The organism is Streptomyces sp. NPDC002386, assembly GCF_053593175.1.
Window position 1 is genome coordinate 31,518 of the sequence record NZ_JBSFBX010000015.1, and the last position, 17,495, is coordinate 49,012.

Genomic DNA, 17,495 nt, shown 5'->3' on the forward strand with positions numbered 1-17,495 from the left:
CCCTACCGGACTCCCGTCAGACCTCTTCGACGCTGCTCGGCTCGCGCCGGGACAGGTCGATGCCGAGCTCCTCCGCGGCGCGGAAGACATCCTCGTCGGTGTCGCGCATCTCGATGGACATACCGTCGCTGGACAGCACCTCCACGTTCAGGCAGAGCGACTGCATCTCCTTGATGAGCACCTTGAAGGACTCGGGGATACCGGGCTCGGGGATGTTCTCGCCCTTGACGATGGCCTCGTAGACCTTCACGCGGCCGGTGACGTCGTCGGACTTGATGGTCAGCAGCTCCTGGAGGGCGTACGCGGCGCCGTAGGCCTCGAGGGCCCACACCTCCATCTCACCGAACCGCTGGCCACCGAACTGGGCCTTACCACCCAGCGGCTGCTGGGTGATCATCGAGTACGGACCGGTCGAACGGGCGTGCAGCTTGTCGTCGACCAGGTGGTGCAGCTTCAGGATGTACATGTAGCCGACCGAGATCGGGTCCGGGAACGGCTCACCGCTGCGGCCGTCGAACAGCCGCGCCTTGCCGGTCGGGAGCACCATGCGCTCGCCGTCCCGGTTCGGGATGGTGTGCTGCAGCAGACCCGCCAGCTCGTCCTCACGCGCACCGTCGAACACCGGGGTGGCGACGTTGGTGCCCGGGGCCACGGAGTCGGCGCCGATCGCCTGGAGGCGCTGGGCCCACTCCTCCGCGAGGCCGGAGACGTCCCAGCCGCGGCTGGCGAGCCAGCCGAGGTGGATCTCCAGGACCTGTCCCGGGTTCATTCGGGACGGCACACCGAGCGGGTTGAGGATGATGTCGACCGGGGTGCCGTCCTCCAGGAACGGCATGTCCTCGATCGGGTTGATCTTGGAGATGACACCCTTGTTGCCGTGCCGGCCGGCGAGCTTGTCACCGTCGGTGATCTTGCGCTTCTGCGCGACGTAGACGCGCACCAGCTGGTTCACACCGGGGGGAAGCTCGTCGCCCTCCTCGCGGTCGAAGACGCGCACGCCGATGACCTTGCCGGTCTCGCCGTGCGGCACCTTCAGCGAGGTGTCACGCACCTCACGGGCCTTCTCGCCGAAGATCGCGCGCAGCAGGCGCTCCTCGGGGGTCAGCTCGGTCTCACCCTTGGGCGTGACCTTGCCGACGAGGATGTCGCCGGCGATGACCTCGGCACCGATACGGATGATGCCGCGCTCGTCGAGGTCGGCGAGGACCTCCTCGGAGACGTTCGGGATGTCCCGGGTGATCTCCTCGGGGCCGAGCTTGGTGTCACGGGCGTCGACCTCGTGCTCCTCGATGTGGATCGAGGAGAGGACGTCGTCCTGCACGAGGCGCTGCGACAGGATGATCGCGTCCTCGTAGTTGTGACCCTCCCACGGCATGAACGCCACGAGCAGGTTCTTGCCGAGGGCCATCTCGCCGTTCTGGGTGGCCGGGCCGTCCGCGAGCACCTGGCCCGTGATGATCCGGTCGCCCTCGTTGACGATGACCTTCTGGTTGACCGAGGTGCCCTGGTTGGACCGGGAGAACTTGGCCAGGCGGTACGTGATGTACGTGCCGTCGTCGTTGGCGGTGGTGATGTAGTCCGCGGAGACCTCCTGGACCACACCGTCCTTCTCGGCCTTGACCACGTCGCCGGCGTCGACGGCGGAGCGGTACTCCATGCCGGTGCCGACGAGCGGGGACTCGGACTTAATCAGCGGCACGGCCTGACGCATCATGTTCGCGCCCATGAGGGCACGGTTGGCGTCGTCGTGCTCCAGGAACGGGATCATGGCGGTCGCGACCGACACCATCTGGCGCGGCGAGACGTCCATGTAGTCCACGTCGTCACCGGCGACGTAGTCGACCTCGCCGCCACGGCGGCGGACCAGCACGCGGTTCTCGGCGAACCGCATGTCGTCCGAGAGCGTGGCGTTGGCCTGCGCGATGACGAACCGGTCCTCCTCGTCGGCGGTCAGGTAGTCCACCTCGTCGGTGACCTGGCCGTCGACGACCTTGCGGTACGGCGTCTCGACGAAACCGAACGCGTTGACCCGGCCGTAGGAGGCGAGCGAGCCGATCAGACCGATGTTCGGGCCTTCGGGCGTCTCGATCGGGCACATGCGGCCGTAGTGCGACGGGTGCACGTCACGGACCTCGAAGCCGGCCCGCTCACGGGAGAGACCACCCGGGCCAAGAGCCGACAGACGGCGCTTGTGGGTGAGACCCGACAGCGGGTTGTTCTGGTCCATGAACTGCGACAGCTGGCTGGTGCCGAAGAACTCCTTGATGGAGGCGACGACCGGCCGGATGTTGATCAGGGTCTGCGGCGTGATCGCCTCGACGTCCTGGGTCGTCATGCGCTCGCGCACGACGCGCTCCATACGGGCGAGACCCGTACGGACCTGGTTCTGGATCAGCTCGCCGACGCTGCGCAGACGACGGTTGCCGAAGTGGTCGATGTCGTCCGTCTCGACGACGATCGTGCCACCGTTGTCACCGGAGGTCTCGGTCTCGCCGGCGTGCAGCTTCACCAGGTACTTGATCGTCGAGATGACGTCCTCGACGGTCAGGACACCCGCGTCCAGCGGAGCGTCCGCACCCAGCTTCTTGTTGACCTTGTAGCGGCCGACCTTGGCGAGGTCGTAGCGCTTGGGGTTGAAGTAGAGGTTCTCGAGCAGCGTCTGCGCGGCCTCACGCGTGGGGGGCTCGCCCGGACGCAGCTTGCGGTAGATGTCCAGCAGCGCGTCGTCCTGGCCCTGGGTGTGATCCTTCTCCAGGGTGGCGCGCATCGACTCGTACTCGCCGAACTCCTCGAGGATCTGCTCGGTCGTCCAGCCGAGCGCCTTCAGCAGTACGGTGACCGACTGCTTGCGCTTGCGGTCGATGCGGACACCGACCATGTCGCGCTTGTCGATCTCCATCTCCAGCCAGGCACCCCGGGACGGGATGATCTTGGCGGAGAAGATGTCCTTGTCGGACGTCTTGTCGATGGAGGAGTCGAAGTAGACACCGGGGGAACGGACCAGCTGCGACACCACGACACGCTCGGTGCCGTTGATGACGAAAGTGCCCTTGTTCGTCATGAGCGGGAAGTCGCCCATGAAGACCGTCTGGGACTTGATCTCACCGGTCTCGTTGTTGGTGAACTCGGCGGTGACGAAGAGCGGGGCGGCGTACGTGAAGTCGCGCTCCTTGCACTCGTCGATGGAGTTCTTCGGCGGCTCGAAGCGGTGGTCCCGGAACGTCAGGGACATCGACCCGGAGAAGTCCTCGATCGGGGAGATCTCCTCGAAGATCTCCTCCAGACCGGACTTGGTGGGGACGTCCTGACCGTTCTCAAGAGCCTCCTCGACCCGACTCTGCCAAGCGGTGTTGCCGAGCAGCCAGTCGAAGCTCTCGGTCTGCAGCGCGAGCAGGTTCGGAACCTCGAGAGGCTCCTTGATCTTTGCAAAGGAGATGCGCAGCGGGGCGGTGCTGGCGCCGTTGTTCGTATTCGCGGTCGAGGCGTTGCGCGAGGCGGCCAAGAGGGGGTCCTTCCGAGGGCTCGGACTCACTACGCGCGTACCGGCCCCTCTCCCAGACACAGAGACGGAAACCCCAGGTCAGGGGAGCTTCGGTCATCGGTGCTCGAGTGAGGGCAGACCCCTGGTGACGGGCAGGGGAAGCTAACAGGCAGCGCAAAGGGTCAGTGTAGCCACTTGGCACACTGATGTCCAGCCCGGGTTTCTCGAGACCCTCGTCGTGCTCAACGCCTTCGTCAACAACGCCCTCGGCATGTCTGCCCTCAACGCACGTTGATACTGCCCTCTTCGCCGTCGATCCATGCCTCGGATTCGGATCCTTGTGACGACGCGTCCTGAGAATTGCGCGCTGCGTGCGGTTCGTCAAGGCCCCCCAGCCCAAACGAGGCCGTCCGGAGACAGAACGAAGATCACCATACCCCTCGCCGGGGCGAGTGCAAGGCAACCGAGGCCGCCCTCCGGAGACGCCGAAGAGCGACCACCCGGATGGATGATCGCTCTTCGGTGCGTTCGCGTTACAGCCCCTCTGGGCCGCAGTCGGCGCGCAGCCGGGTTACGGGAACCCGGAAGGTGTTACTTGACCTCGACGGAGGCGCCGGCGCCCTTGAGGGACTCGGCGGCCTTCTCGGCGGCGTCCTTGGCGACCTTCTCGAGAACGGGCTTCGGGGCGCCGTCCACGAGGTCCTTGGCCTCCTTCAGGCCCAGGGAGGTCAGCTCACGCACGACCTTGATGACCTGGATCTTCTTGTCGCCGGCACCGGTGAGGATGACGTCGAACTCGTCCTTCTCCTCCTCGGCCTCGGCCGGGGCGCCCGGGGCACCCGGGGCGGCGACGGCCACCGCGGCGGCGGCGGTGACGTCGAACTTCTCCTCGAACGCCTTCACGAACTCGGAGAGCTCGATGAGGGTCATCTCCTCGAACTGCGCGAGCAGGTCTTCCTGAGACAGCTTCGCCATGATGGGCGATCCTTCCACTAATTCGGCAGGTGCCGGATGTACATGAGTGGCGGGCGTACGTTGGCCCGCTGTGACCCCGGCCGCGTCATGCGGCCCGGATCAGAAAGCGAGCCGAATTACTCGGCACCGCCCTGCTCGCCCTGCTTGGCACGAAGCGCGTCCACGGTGCGGACGAGCTTCGACGGGAGCGCCTGGAAGACCTGAGCAGCCTGAGTCTGCTTGCCCTTGAAGGCGCCCGCCAGCTTGGCGAGCAGAACCTCGCGGGACTCGAGGTCCGCAAGCTTCTTGATCTCGTCGGCGGACAGCGCCTTACCGTCAAGGACACCGCCCTTGATGACGAGATTCGGGTTGTCCTTGGCGAAGTCACGGAGACCCTTCGCCGACTCCACCGGGTCACCGGTGACGAAGGCGACGGCCGTCGGACCAGCGAAGAGCTGGTCGTCCAGCGTGATCCCGGCCTCGTTGGCCGCAATCTTGGTCAGCGTGTTCTTCACCACGGCGTACTGGGCGTTCTCACCGAGCGACCGGCGCAGCGTCTTGAGCTGCGCCACGGTGAGACCGCGGTACTCGGTCAGCACGGCGGCGTTGGAGCTGCGGAACTTGTCCGTCAGCTCGGCAACCGCGGCAGCCTTGTCGGGCCTCGCCATAGAGCCTCGGCCTCCTTCCGGGTGATTCTGACCGCGCGGACCCGAAGGAGGACTGGGGAAAACGAAACGCCCCGGCGCAGGCGCTCGGGGCGGACTCGACCGTCGGCACACGCTGGGCGCATACCATCCGGGAGTGCTTCCACTGACACCTGCGCGGGTCGTCCACTTTGCAGCGGATCCTTCGGCCACCACACCTTCATTCGAACGTGCGGCAACGACCAGCGGTCTTTGGCTTCGTTAGGAGAGTACGGGACCGGGGCACCGTCGAGCAAATCGGGCTCGACGGGGTACCCCGGTCCTGGTGCGGCGGCCGGTCAGGAGGCGCTGACGCCGCTGCCCGACGCGGTACCGCCGGCCTTCATCAGGTCCTTGAAGTCCTTGGTGTCGGCGGCCGGGGGCGCCTCGGCGGTGACCGGCACGCCGTAGTCGCTGTAGTACGCCGTGCTGGTCATGGTGCCGGCGGTCATCTGCGCCTTCTCGACCTTCTTGACCAGCAGGTCCTGGCCGTCGACCCAGATGTCGACGGTCTCCGTGCTGACACCCGCCTGGCTGAGCTGCTTCTTCAGGTCGGCGAGCTGGCCGGCGTCGAGGCCGCTGTTCTTGCCGGCGAGGTCGGCGACGTCGACCGTGCCGGAGTAGTGCGTGGCCCTGACGCCGGAGACCTGCTCCTCACCGACCTTCTTCACGTCACCGGAGGCCAGCAGCAGCTTCACCGACTGGTTCGGCGTGGTGTTCTGCATCTGGTCCTTCATGTACGCCCCGGAGCCGCCGCCGAGCTTGGCGAGGTCGTCGTAGGCGTACCTGATCCAGTGCTTGCCGCCGGACTGCTGGGCGAACTGCTCGCTCATCTTGGCGTAGTAGGCGTCCGGCAGGTAGCGGGCCTCCATCGAGGACGTGCCGGCCTTGCGCATCGCCTCCGCCAGCTTGCCGCCGGTGTAGGTGATGGTGAGGTTGCCCTTCATGCCGTCGCCCCACGTCAGGGCGCCGTTCGCGGTCATCGACATGGTGTCGCCGATGCTCGTCGTGGAACGGACCTTGGCCGACTCCGCCTTGTCGGTGGACTTCTCGGCGGAGCGCAGGGCGGCGAGGGGGTTGGCGTGGGTGAGGCTTCTGCCGACCGCCTTGTCGCCGTCCCCGGAGCCCCCGGTGCCGCAGGCGGCCAACCCGGTCAGCGCGGTGACCACCGCGGCGGAAAGGGCCACCCGGCGTGCGGTCGTGCTCTTCATTCGTCCTACCCCCATGCGAGTCCGGTGCCTGCACCGTAGCCCAGGCCACTGACGGTCGTGCGACAGTCCGCACAAAGAAAGGACGGACCCCGCACCTCGTAGGTTGCGGGGTCCGCCCTCTGCTTACGCGTCCGTGACGCGGCTACCGGGTGAGCGCGGGGCTCAGACGGCGGCCGGGTCCTCCTCGACGAGGAGGTTGCGGGTGCGGTTCGAGTCGACCGGAATGCCGGGGCCCATCGTGGTGCTGATGGCGGCCTTCTTGATGTAGCGACCCTTGGCGGCGGACGGCTTCAGACGGAGGATCTCCTCCAGGGCCGCGCCGTAGTTCTCCACCAGCTTGGCGTCGTCGAAGGACGTCTTGCCGATGATGAAGTGCAGGTTCGAGTGCTTGTCGACGCGGAACTCGATCTTGCCGCCCTTGATCTCCGTCACGGCCTTGGCCGTGTCGGGGGTGACGGTGCCGGTCTTCGGGTTCGGCATCAGACCACGCGGGCCGAGGACGCGGCCGAGGCGGCCGACCTTGCCCATGAGGTCCGGGGTGGCGACGACGGCGTCGAAGTCCAGACGGCCCTTCGCCACCTCGTCGATCAGCTCGTCGGCGCCGACGATGTCGGCGCCCGCGGCACGCGCGGCCTCGGCACGGTCACCGGTCGCGAAGACCAGGACCCGGGCGGTCTTACCGGTGCCGTGCGGAAGGTTCACGGTGCCACGGACCATCTGGTCGGCCTTGCGCGGGTCGACACCCAGGCGGAAGGCGACCTCGACGGTGCCGTCGAACTTGGTCGTGGAGGTCTCCTTGGCGAGACGGACGGCCTCGAGCGGGGCGTACAGCTTCTCCCGGTCGACCTTGGCGTCCGCAGCGCGGAGAGCCTTGCTGCGCTTGCTCACAACTGCTCCTGTGGGTTCTGTTCGGAGTCGTGGTACGGGCCGAGCAGGCCCTGCCACGTGCGGCCGTCACGGCCGCATGGTGCTACGAAGGTGGGGTTCAGCCCTCGACCGTGATGCCCATGGAGCGGGCGGTGCCGGCGATGATCTTCGACGCGGCGTCCAGGTCGTTGGCGTTGAGGTCGGGCATCTTGGTCGTGGCGATCTCGCGGACCTGCGCCTCGGTGATCTTGGCGACCTTGGTCTTGTGCGGCTCGCCGGAGCCCTTCTCCACGCCCGCGGCCTTGAGGATCATCTTCGCGGCCGGCGGCGTCTTGGTGACGAAGGTGAAGGAGCGGTCCTCGTAGACCGTGATCTCCACCGGGATCACCCAGCCACGCTGCGACTCGGTCGCGGCGTTGTAGGCCTTGCAGAACTCCATGATGTTGACGCCGTGCTGACCCAGCGCCGGGCCGACCGGCGGGGCCGGGTTCGCCGCACCGGCGTTGATCTGGAGCTTGATGAGCCCCGTGACCTTCTTCTTCTTGGGAGGCATAGCTCTCCGGGTCCTTTCAATTCGGGTCCTGCCCACATCCAGGGACCACCCGGACGCAGGCATACCGCACAACGATAACGGGTATGGATGCGCGGCCAAAAACCGTGCAGGTCAGGCGGACGCCGAGCGCCTGCCTGACCTGCACGGAAGCAGTTCGTCCAGAAGGAACTAGTTCTTCTGGATCTGGTCGAAGGAGAGCTCGACCGGCGTCTCGCGGCCGAAGATCTCCACCAGGCCCTTGACCTTCTTCGAGTCGGGGTTGATCTCGTTGATGGTCGCCTGGAGGGTGGCGAACGGGCCGTCGGTGACGGTGACCGAGTCGCCGACCTCGAAGTCCAGCACCTGGACCTCGACCTTGCGCTGCGGGGCGGGCTTGCCCTCGGCCTCGGCGGCCTCGCGGGCGGCCTTCTCCTCGGCCTCCGGGGCGAGCATCTTGACGATCTCGTCCAGGGTCAGCGGGTAGGGGTCGTAGGCGTTGCCCACGAAGCCGGTGACACCCGGGGTGTTGCGGACGACGCCCCAGGACTCGTTCGTCAGGTCCATGCGGACCAGGACGTAACCGGGCAGCTTGTTCTGCTTGATCGTCTTGCGGTCGCCGTTCTTGATCTGGACGACCTCTTCCTGCGGCACCTCGGCCTGGAAGATGTAGTCCTCGACGTTCAGCGAGACGGCGCGCTGCTCCAGGTTGGTCTTCACGCGGTTCTCGTAGCCGGCGTAGGTGTGGATGACGTACCACTCGCCGGGCAGGGTGCGGAGATCGTCGCGGAGGGCCTGGACCGGGTCGACCGGCTCGGCCGGCTCCTCCTCGGCCTCCTCGGCCGTGGCGGCGGGCTCGTCGTCCGTGACGTCCGCGCCTTCCTCGTCCTCGACGTGCAGGGCGGCCTCCTCGGCCGGCTCCCCCAGTTCGGCCTCGGCAGCCTCGAACTCGTCCCGCTCGTCCGCGCCCTCGACGATGTCGAGCTCGTCGTCCACCGTCTCGTCCGGCTCGATGGCGTCGTTCAGGTTCGGGTCAGACACGATGGCTGCTTCTTCCTGGATACATAGGGGTGGAACATGCGAAAACGGGCGCCGGTACCACGGCGCCCTTCGCTTTCGGCTCAGCCGAAGACGTACTTGGCCGCGTGGTTGAGCCCATAGTCAATCACGGTCACCAGGGCGATCATGATCGCGACGAAGAAGATCACCACGGTGGTGTACGACGTCAGCTGGTTACGAGTCGGCCAGACGACCTTGCGGAGCTCCGCGATGATCTGGCGGTAGAAGATGGCGAGGCGCTTCAGCGGGCCCTTCTTGGCGCGCTTGCCGCCCTTGCGGCCCTTCTTCTTGGACTCGGGCACCTGGTCCTGAGCATCAGGCGTGTCGATGGAGCCCACGGCGTCCGTCATTCGTCCTCACCTGATCCCGGGTCGTGGCCGTGCCGCGCCCGGTTTCTGAGCCGCACGGCGGTGCATTGCTGTACGTACATGCGCACACATCCTGGCGGTGTGTGTAGCAGGGCCGGAGGGACTTGAACCCCCAACCGCTGGTTTTGGAGACCAGTGCTCTACCAATTGAGCTACGACCCTTTGTGTGTCCCCCAACGTACCGCATTCGGCCGGGTGCTCGGTGTGCACCGGCTGTGCAGCGGCCGCTGAAGGCCAACGAGGGAAGAGTGTACGTGGTCCGGCGCCCGGCGTCGAACAGAAAGACCCGGTCCGGGGTCGTCGGAGTGAAGATCGTCCAGGCCGGAGGCGGGATTCGGACCCGTGTTCACGTCTCGACCCGTTGCTGTTCAGTCTGTGAAACCCGCGTGCCGGGGTCATTTCCGGTCTGAAACGATGGGCTCATGAGCGCTGCAACCCCTCCCACCGAGCGCCGGGTCTCCGCCCGAGTCGGCGCGATCTCCGAGTCCGCCACCCTCGCCGTGGACGCCAAGGCCAAGGCCCTGAAGGCCGCCGGGCGGCCGGTGATCGGCTTCGGCGCCGGTGAGCCGGACTTCCCGACTCCGGACTACATCGTCGAGGCGGCCGTCGAGGCCTGCAAGAACCCGAAGTACCACCGGTACACGCCGGCCGGCGGTCTGCCGGAGCTGAAGGCCGCGATCGCCGCGAAGACGCTGCGCGACTCCGGCTGGGAGCCCGACGTCTCGCAGATCCTGGTCACCAACGGCGGCAAGCAGGCCATCTACGAGGCGTTCGCCGCGATCCTCGACCCGGGTGACGAGGTCATCGTCCCGGCTCCGTACTGGACGACGTACCCGGAGTCGATCCGCCTGGCCGGCGGTGTCCCGGTCGACGTCGTCGCCGACGAGACCACCGGCTACCGCGTCACCGTGGAGCAGCTCGAGGCTGCGCGCACGGAGAAGACCAAGGTCGTCCTCTTCGTCTCCCCGTCCAACCCGACCGGCGCGGTGTACTCCGAGGCCGAGACCGAGGCGATCGGCCGCTGGGCCGTCGAGCACGGCCTGTGGGTGCTGACCGACGAGATCTACGAGCACCTGGTCTACGGCGACGCGTCCGCCGTGTCCCTGCCGGCGCTGCTGCCCGAGCTGCGCGACAAGTGCGTCGTGGTCAACGGTGTCGCCAAGACGTACGCCATGACCGGCTGGCGCGTCGGCTGGGTCATCGGCCCCAAGGACGTGGTCAAGGCCGCGACGAACCTGCAGTCGCACGCCACCTCGAACGTCTCCAACGTGGCCCAGGTGGCCGCCCTGGCCGCCGTCTCCGGTGACCTGGAGGCCGTGAAGAAGATGCGCGAGGCCTTCGACCGCCGCCGGCGCACGATCGTGCGGATGCTCAACGAGATCGACGGCGTGCTCTGCCCGGAGCCCGAGGGCGCCTTCTACGCCTACCCGTCGGTCAAGGCCCTGCTCGGCAAGGAGATCCGCGGCAAGCGCCCGCAGGACACCGTCGAGCTGGCGGCCCTCATCCTGGAGGAGGCCGAGGTCGCGGTCGTCCCGGGCGAGGCCTTCGGCACGCCCGGCTACCTGCGGCTGTCGTACGCGCTCGGGGACGAGGACCTCGTCGAGGGCGTGAGCCGGATCCAGAAGCTGCTGGCGGAGGCACGGGACTAGTCCCGTCGCCTCACGCGCACGGAAGCGGGCCGTCTCCCTCCGGGGATACGGCCCGCTTCTGTGTGCGAGCAAGAGCACGTAGGGGGAAACGGCTACCGGGACGGCGGTGACGTGCGGCAGGATCTGGGAATGGAGCATGTACGTGATCTCTCCGAACTGCCGAAGGCCCATCTGCACCTGCACTTCACCGGTTCGATGCGGCCGACGACCGTCCTGGAACTGGCCGACAAGTACGGCGTACGCCTGCCCGAGGCCCTGACGGACGCCCTGACCAGCGGGGAACCGCCGCGGCTGCGGGCCACGGACGAGCGGGGATGGTTCCGCTTCCAACGGCTGTACGACGCGGCGCGCTCCTGCCTGAGAGAGCCGGAGGACATCCGGCGGCTGGTCCGGGAGGCCGCGGAGGAGGACGTGCGCGACGGTTCGGGCTGGCTGGAGATCCAGGTGGACCCCACGTCGTACGCGCCCCGGCTGGGCGGTCTGATCCCGGCCCTGGAGATCATCCTGGACGCGGTCGAGACGACGTCCCGGGAGACCGGGCTCGGCATGCGGGTGCTGGTGGCCGCGAACCGCATGAAGCACCCCCTGGACGCCCGCACCCTGGCCCGGCTCGCGGTGCGGTACGCCGACCGGGGCGTGGTCGGCTTCGGGCTCTCGAACGACGAGCGGCGCGGGATGGCGCGGGACTTCGACCGTGCCTTCCACATCGCCCGCGAGGGCGGCCTGCTGGCGGCCCCGCACGGCGGCGAGCTGACCGGCCCGGCGTCGGTGCGCGACTGCCTGGACGACCTGCACGCCTCGCGGATCGGGCACGGCGTGCGCGCCGCGGAGGATCCGAGGCTGCTGAAGCGGCTGGCGGACCGGGGCGTCACCTGCGAGGTGTGCCCGGCCTCGAACGTCGCGCTCGGCGTCTACGAGAAGCCCGAGGACGTCCCCCTGCGGACCCTCTTCGAGGCGGGCGTCCCACTGGCCCTGGGCGCCGACGACCCGCTGCTCTTCGGTTCCCGCCTCGCCGCCCAGTACGTCATCGCCCGCGAGCACCACGGCTTCACGGACGCCGAACTCGCCGAGCTGGCCCGCCAGTCGATCCGCGGTTCGGCCGCCCCGGACGACGTCAGGGCCCGGCTGCTGTCCGGCGTGGACGACTGGCTGACCGGCCCGGCCGTCTGAAGCCCGCCTACGGCGGAAAGCCCTGGAAGCGGATCAGCACGCGCGGGTCGCCCGGCTCGCCCGCCGGGCCCCGGAAGCAGTCCCCGAGGGCGGCTCCGCCCTTGACGAGATGTGCCGCGGGGGCGGCCAGGGCTGGACGACGCCGCGCTCGTACCGACCCGTCCGGGGCCGGAACTCGCGCAGCGTCGGTCTCATGCCCTCACAGGCTCACGCCGACGGTCACGGGTTCGTTGACCAGGGTGACCCCGAAGGCCTCGCGGACCCCGGCGACGACCTCGCGGGCCAGGGCCAGCAGGTCCTCGGTGGTGGCGCCGCCGCGGTTGGTCAGGGCGAGCGTGTGCTTGGTGGAGATGCGGGCGGGCCCGGTGCCGTAGCCCTTGGTGAAGCCGGCCTTGTCGATCAGCCAGGCCGCCGAGGTCTTGGTGCGGCCCTCCCCGGCCGGGTACGCGGGCGGCTCGGCGCCCTCGCCCAGCCGTTCCCGCACGCGCGCGTGGAACGCGGCGAACTGCTCGTCGGTGAGGATCGGGTTGGTGAAGAAGGATCCGGCGGACCAGGTGTCGTGGTCCTCGGGGTCGAGCACCATGCCCTTCCCGGCGCGCAGCTTCAGCACGGTCTCGCGGGCGGCGGCGAGCGGCACCCTGTCGCCGGGTTCGACACCGAGCGCGCGGGCCGCCTCGGCGTACTTGACGGGCGCCGACAGGCCGCCCGCGTCCTCCAGCCGGAAGCGGACCCGCAGCACGACGTAGCGCTCGGGGTCGGCCTTGAAGCGGCTGTGCCGGTAGGAGAAGGCGCATTCGTCGTTCGTCAGCGTGACCGTCTCGCCGGCCCGGCGGTCGTAGGCGATCACCTCGGTGACCGTCGCGGAGACCTCCTGGCCGTAGGCGCCCACGTTCTGGATCGGGGTGGCGCCCGCGGAGCCCGGGATCCCGGCCAGGCACTCGATCCCGGCGAGCCCGGCCTCGACGCTGCGGGCGACGGCGTCCGTCCAGACCTCGCCGGCCGCCAGCTCCAGTGTGGTGCCGCGCAGCTCGACGCCGCGCGTGGCGATGCGCAGGGCGGTGCCGTCGAAGCCCTTGTCGCCGATGACCAGGTTGGACCCGCCGCCGATGATCAGCAGCGGCGTGCCGGTGTCGTCGGCGCGGCGGACGGCGTCGATCACCTCGGCGTCGGTGGTGGCGGTGACCAGCCGGGCCGCGGGGCCGCCCAGCCGGAAGGTGGTCAGCGGGGCGAGGGGGGCGTCGTGGAGTTCCTGCACGGGCCCAAGACTACGAGACGACGCCGGTGGCCAGGCGGCGCCGGCGTTCCCATGGGCGGAGAGGGCAGGATTCGAACCTGCGCGGACCCCGAGGGATCCGACCTCAAGACATGCTCTCGGTCCCCGATAAACCACTCCGGGCACCTCTCCTCGCTCCCGGCCCGGTCCCCCGCGCCGTTCACAAGCACTACGGTGCCGCACCCCCCTGACCGCACGCTGACGTCCGGCTGACACGACCACACCACACACCGCACAACACGAAAGCGCGCGCACAGGCCTCGAAAGACCCACACGCGCGCGCCCGGACGACACTCGCACCGCCAAGCGGAGAGGGCAGGATTCGAACCTGCGCGGACCCCGAGGGATCCGACCTCAAGACATGCTCTCGGTCCCCGATAAACCACTCCGGGCACCTCTCCTCGCTCCCGGCCCGGTCCCCCGCGCCGTTCACAAGCACTACGGTGCCAGGCCCCGCTGACCCCGCCCTGACGTCCGGCTGACACGGTCAGGCCGTGCGGAACGGCGCACGCGCGCGTGGCCTCTCGGGGTCCACGCGCGCGTGCGGGTGCCGTCGGGTGTCAGACGGAGAGCGCCTCGGCCGCCGGTGCGGTCTCCTGCCCGGTGGCGGGCCCGGTGCCGGGTGTGCGCCGGCGGCCCGGGACGAGCAGGGCGGCCAGGGCGGCGAGGGCCACCACCCCGGCGCCGGTGACGAGGGCGGGCCGCAGGCCGTCCACGAAGTTCTGGGCGCTGGCGTAGCCGCCCTGGGCGGCGAAGATCGACGACATGACGGCGATGCCGAGCGCGCCGCCCACCTCGCGCAGCGCGTTGTTGGCGCCGGAGGCGATGCCCTGCTCCTGCGGGCGGACGCTGGACATCACCAGGTTGGCGGCCGGGGCGAAGTACAGGGCCATGCCGATGCCGCTGATCACCAGACCGGGCAGCTGGGCCGCGTAGGAGACGTCGGCGGAGACCACGGAGGCCAGGTAGCCGAGGCCCACCGCCTGCAGGAACAGCCCGGTGGCGACGACCGGGCGGCCGCCGACGCGGTCGGAGAGGATGCCCGCCACGGGCGCCACGAGCATCGGCATGCCGGTCCACGGCAGCATCCGCAGCCCCGCCTCGGTGGGCGAGTAGCCGAGCACGCCCTGCATGTACTGGCTCAGCAGGAAGATCGAGCCGAACATGCCGACGAACATCAGCAGACTGGCTGCGTTGATCCCGGAGAAGGCGCGGGAGCGGAACAGCCGCATCGGGAGCATCGGGGCGGCGGCGCGGGTGCTGTAGAGGACGAAGCCCACCAGCAGCGCGCTCCCGCCGAACAGCGCGGTCAGCACCAGGGAGCCGGTCCAGCCGTCGGCGGGTCCCCGGACCAGGCCGTAGACGATCCCGAACAGGCCGCCGCTGGCGAGCAGGGTGCCGGGCAGGTCGAGCCGGGCGCCGGTGCCGTATGACTCGGCGAGGCGCAGCCGGGCGAGCGGCAGCAGGATCACGCCGAGCGGGACGTTCAGCCAGAAGATCCAGTGCCAGGAGATGTGTTCGGTGAGGCTGCCCCCGATGAGCGGCCCGGAGGCGACCGCGAGACCGTTGACGGCGCCCCAGATGCCGTACGCCATCCCGCGCTTGGCGGCGGGCACGGCGGCGGTGAGCAGGGTGAGCGTGAGCGGCATCAGCACGGCCGCGCCGACGCCCTGGACGGCCCGGGCGGCGATGAGGGAGCCGATGCCGGGAGCCATGGCCGCGGCGGCGGAGGCGCCGGTGAAGACGGTGAGCCCGGCGAGGAAGAGCCGGCGGCGCCCGAAGCGGTCGCCGAGCGCGGCACCGGTCATCAGCAGGACGGCGAAGGTGAGCGTGTAGGCGCTGACGGTCCATTCCAGGTCGTCCAGCGCGCCGCCGAGGTCCTCGCGGATGGAGGGCAGCGCGGTGGTGACGACGAGGTTGTCGAGTGCCGCCATGAACCCGGCGACGCTGGTGATGACGAGGGCCCAGGCGGCGCCCCCGCGACGTGCTGTCTGCTGTGACATCTCTCCCCCAGAGGGTGTTCCAGCCTTGATTAGTAATTGCTGACTAACTTCTGCGCCCAGGAAAGAGGCGGGAGTTCCGGGAGGTCCGCCTCCCGTTCCGCCTAGTGCTGGAGCCGCCCGGTGATCCGGGACGACGGGTACATCGACTGCCAGACCCGGTGCCCGGGCGGGAACCCCATGGCGGCGAGGGTGTTGATGAGCATCCCGTACGCCATGAAGGTCGTGGTCTCGCCGTCGTCCGCGCCGAGCGGGAGATGCACGGTGTCCCAGAGCCGCATCCAGGCGGCCCGTACGGCCTCCCCGAACCCGTGCTCCCCCTCCGCCTCCGCGGCGGCCACCGTGATGTACGTCTGCATCTGCATCTGGAGCTTCTCGGGCTGCTCGGTGATCAGGCGCACGTAGGCGTCGGCCATGGCGTGCAGGGCCTCCTCGCCCTCCAGCCCCTCGGCCGCCTCCCCGAAGACCTTGCAGATGTCCTCCACACACCGCAGCGACGCGGCGACGAAGATCGCCTTCTTGCCCTCGAAGAGCCGGAAGAGGTACGGCTGCGAGACACCCACCCGCTTGGCGATCGCCTCGGTGGAGGTGCCGTAGTACCCCTTCCGCGCGAACTCGGAGATCGCCGCGCGAATGACACTCTCGCGTCGCTCTTCCGCACTCATCCTGGGCATGGGACGAAGTTAGTGCTCAATTACTAACTTCGTCAAGGGAGCCCGGCCGGGCACGCCGGGCCCGGGTACGGCGAAGGGCGCCCACCAAGGTGGACGCCCCTGACTCGAACGGCCGAAGCCCTCAGGCCAGCCGCACGACCGCCCGGGACATGCCCAGCACCTTCTGGCCGCCGCTGGTCGCCGTCAGGTCCACCCGCACCGTCCGGTCGTCGAGCTTGGCCGCGACCTTGGCGCCGACCTCGATCACCGCGCCCTCGTCGTCGTTCGGCACGACGACCGGCTTGGTGAAGCGGACGCCGTACTCCACGACCGCGCCCGGGTCGCCGGCCCAGTCGGTGACCACGCGGATCGCCTCGGCCATGGTGAACATGCCGTGCGCGATGACGTCCGGCAGGCCCACCTCCTTGGCGAACTTCTCGTTCCAGTGGATCGGGTTGAAGTCCCCGGAGGCGCCCGCGTACCGCACCAGGGTGGCGCGGGTCACGGGGAAGGTCTGGGCCGGCAGTTCGGTGCCGACCTCGACGTCGTCGTACGCGATCTTCGCCGTCATCGGTTTCTCACGCCTCCCCGGCCGCACGGGCCACGAGCTTGGTCCAGGCGGTCACCACGTGCTCGCCGGCCTCGTCGTGCACCTCGCCGCGGATGTCCAGGATGTCGTTGCCCGCGAGCGACTTGATGCCCTCGATGGTGGACGTCACCGTGAGCCGGTCGCCGGCCCGCACCGGGCGGACGTACGCGAACTTCTGGTCGCCGTGCACCACCCGGCTGTAGTCGAGCCCGAGCTGCGGGTCCTCGATGACCTGTCCGGCGGCCCGGAAGGTGATGGAGAACACGAAGGTCGGCGGGGCGATCACGTCCGGGTGGCCGAACGCCTTGGCGGCCTCCGGGTCCGTGTACGCCGGGTTGGTCTCCCCGACCGCCTCGGCGAACTCGCGGATCTTCTCCCGGCCCACCTCGTAGGGCGGGGTGGGGGGGTAGGTCCGCCCCACGAAGGACTGGTCGAGCGCCATTGGCCCGGCACCTCCTGGTCTCAAGCAGCGTGTCTGGTCTCAGCAGCCGGTGAAACGACGTGAGGCCGCCCCCCAGCTTGCGGGGGCGGCCTCACGTACGAGCCTGATTTATCGCGTTTCGCGGTGCGCGGTGTGCGCGTTGCAACGCGGGCAGTGCTTCTTCATCTCAAGGCGATCCGGGTTGTTACGCCGGTTCTTCTTGGTGATGTAGTTCCGCTCCTTGCACTCCACGCAGGCCAGCGTGATCTTCGGGCGGACGTCGGTGGCAGCCACGTGAGTGCTCCTAAGACGAACGGATGGACTATTTCAATGCAAGCAAGAGTAGCCGATCGAAGGACCGACCCCGCAATCGGCTACTGTCAGTAGCGGTGACCGGACTTGAACCGGTGACACAGCGATTATGAGCCGCTTGCTCTACCGACTGAGCTACACCGCTGTGATGCGATCGGAACCCGTCTTACGACGGGCGCCTTTCACACCAGAGCCCCAAAACGGAATCGAACCGTTGACCTTCTCCTTACCATGGAGACGCTCTGCCGACTGAGCTATTGGGGCGAGCGATGAAGA

At 68.7% G+C, this 17,495-nt stretch carries 16 protein-coding genes, 3 tRNA genes and 2 pseudogenes; 2 read left to right on the top strand and 19 right to left on the bottom strand.

The features are described from left to right. Window positions 1–16 precede the first annotated feature (16 nt). From rpoB to ACWCPN_RS27230, 9 genes are all read right to left on the bottom strand, one after another. Entirely contained in the window at window positions 17–3,502 is a 3,486-nt protein-coding gene (gene rpoB / locus ACWCPN_RS27190) for a DNA-directed RNA polymerase subunit beta (RefSeq protein ID WP_358928164.1), read from the bottom strand. 570 nt (window positions 3,503–4,072) lie between these two features. Next, window positions 4,073–4,456: a 50S ribosomal protein L7/L12 gene (rplL, locus tag ACWCPN_RS27195; protein WP_392291972.1), complete on the bottom strand. Its 384-nt coding sequence runs from the start codon at window positions 4,454–4,456 to the stop codon at window positions 4,073–4,075. Window positions 4,457–4,572: 116 nt separating this feature from the next. Continuing rightward, window positions 4,573–5,103, bottom strand: coding sequence for a 50S ribosomal protein L10 (rplJ, locus tag ACWCPN_RS27200; protein WP_199211597.1), 531 nt, complete (start codon window positions 5,101–5,103; stop codon window positions 4,573–4,575). A gap of 314 nt (window positions 5,104–5,417) precedes the next feature. Continuing rightward, a complete protein-coding gene (locus tag ACWCPN_RS27205; protein ID WP_199211596.1) occupies window positions 5,418–6,329 on the bottom strand; it encodes a LolA-like protein in 912 nt (303 codons plus the stop codon). Between the two features lie 162 nt (window positions 6,330–6,491). Then, window positions 6,492–7,217: a 50S ribosomal protein L1 gene (gene rplA / locus ACWCPN_RS27210; RefSeq protein ID WP_351672652.1), complete on the bottom strand. Its 726-nt coding sequence runs from the start codon at window positions 7,215–7,217 to the stop codon at window positions 6,492–6,494. A 97-nt stretch (window positions 7,218–7,314) separates the two neighbouring features. Next, entirely contained in the window at window positions 7,315–7,749 is a 435-nt protein-coding gene (rplK, locus tag ACWCPN_RS27215; protein ID WP_018543896.1) for a 50S ribosomal protein L11, read from the bottom strand. Window positions 7,750–7,917: 168 nt separating this feature from the next. Beyond that, window positions 7,918–8,766, bottom strand: a complete 849-nt coding sequence (nusG, locus tag ACWCPN_RS27220) for a transcription termination/antitermination protein NusG (protein WP_451211102.1) — start codon at window positions 8,764–8,766, stop codon at window positions 7,918–7,920. Window positions 8,767–8,846: 80 nt separating this feature from the next. After that, window positions 8,847–9,134 carry a preprotein translocase subunit SecE gene (gene secE, locus ACWCPN_RS27225; protein WP_365120969.1) on the bottom strand — a complete coding sequence of 96 codons (288 nt, stop codon included), beginning with the start codon at window positions 9,132–9,134 and terminating at the stop codon, window positions 8,847–8,849. A gap of 107 nt (window positions 9,135–9,241) precedes the next feature. Then, a tRNA-Trp gene (locus ACWCPN_RS27230) sits at window positions 9,242–9,314 on the bottom strand. A 260-nt stretch (window positions 9,315–9,574) separates the two neighbouring features. Here ACWCPN_RS27230 and ACWCPN_RS27235 point away from each other — a divergent pair. After that, a complete protein-coding gene (locus ACWCPN_RS27235) occupies window positions 9,575–10,801 on the top strand; it encodes a pyridoxal phosphate-dependent aminotransferase (protein ID WP_199211593.1) in 1,227 nt (408 codons plus the stop codon). Between the two features lie 129 nt (window positions 10,802–10,930). Further along, on the top strand, window positions 10,931–11,971 hold the full coding sequence (locus ACWCPN_RS27240; protein WP_451211106.1) for an adenosine deaminase: 1,041 nt from the start codon (window positions 10,931–10,933) through the stop codon (window positions 11,969–11,971). Window positions 11,972–12,170: 199 nt separating this feature from the next. Here the strand turns inward: ACWCPN_RS27240 and ACWCPN_RS27245 are convergent, their stop codons facing one another. The 10 genes and pseudogenes from ACWCPN_RS27245 to ACWCPN_RS27290 form a co-directional block, all read right to left on the bottom strand. Further along, window positions 12,171–13,226: a UDP-N-acetylmuramate dehydrogenase gene (locus ACWCPN_RS27245; protein WP_199211592.1), complete on the bottom strand. Its 1,056-nt coding sequence runs from the start codon at window positions 13,224–13,226 to the stop codon at window positions 12,171–12,173. 56 nt (window positions 13,227–13,282) lie between these two features. Continuing rightward, window positions 13,283–13,376: pseudogene (locus tag ACWCPN_RS27250) on the bottom strand. 175 nt (window positions 13,377–13,551) lie between these two features. After that, window positions 13,552–13,645: pseudogene (locus ACWCPN_RS27255) on the bottom strand. Between the two features lie 159 nt (window positions 13,646–13,804). After that, window positions 13,805–15,247 carry a DHA2 family efflux MFS transporter permease subunit gene (locus tag ACWCPN_RS27260; RefSeq protein WP_451211110.1) on the bottom strand — a complete coding sequence of 481 codons (1,443 nt, stop codon included), beginning with the start codon at window positions 15,245–15,247 and terminating at the stop codon, window positions 13,805–13,807. A gap of 101 nt (window positions 15,248–15,348) precedes the next feature. Then, window positions 15,349–15,918: a TetR/AcrR family transcriptional regulator gene (locus ACWCPN_RS27265; protein ID WP_451211112.1), complete on the bottom strand. Its 570-nt coding sequence runs from the start codon at window positions 15,916–15,918 to the stop codon at window positions 15,349–15,351. Window positions 15,919–16,039: 121 nt separating this feature from the next. After that, window positions 16,040–16,468 carry a MaoC family dehydratase gene (locus tag ACWCPN_RS27270; protein ID WP_199211590.1) on the bottom strand — a complete coding sequence of 143 codons (429 nt, stop codon included), beginning with the start codon at window positions 16,466–16,468 and terminating at the stop codon, window positions 16,040–16,042. 7 nt (window positions 16,469–16,475) lie between these two features. Next, entirely contained in the window at window positions 16,476–16,928 is a 453-nt protein-coding gene (locus tag ACWCPN_RS27275; RefSeq protein ID WP_365120982.1) for a MaoC family dehydratase N-terminal domain-containing protein, read from the bottom strand. 108 nt (window positions 16,929–17,036) lie between these two features. Further along, a complete protein-coding gene (gene rpmG / locus ACWCPN_RS27280) occupies window positions 17,037–17,201 on the bottom strand; it encodes a 50S ribosomal protein L33 (protein ID WP_003948671.1) in 165 nt (54 codons plus the stop codon). Window positions 17,202–17,291: 90 nt separating this feature from the next. Next, a tRNA-Met gene (locus tag ACWCPN_RS27285) sits at window positions 17,292–17,364 on the bottom strand. A gap of 46 nt (window positions 17,365–17,410) precedes the next feature. Then, a tRNA-Thr gene (locus ACWCPN_RS27290) sits at window positions 17,411–17,483 on the bottom strand. Window positions 17,484–17,495 lie beyond the last annotated feature (12 nt).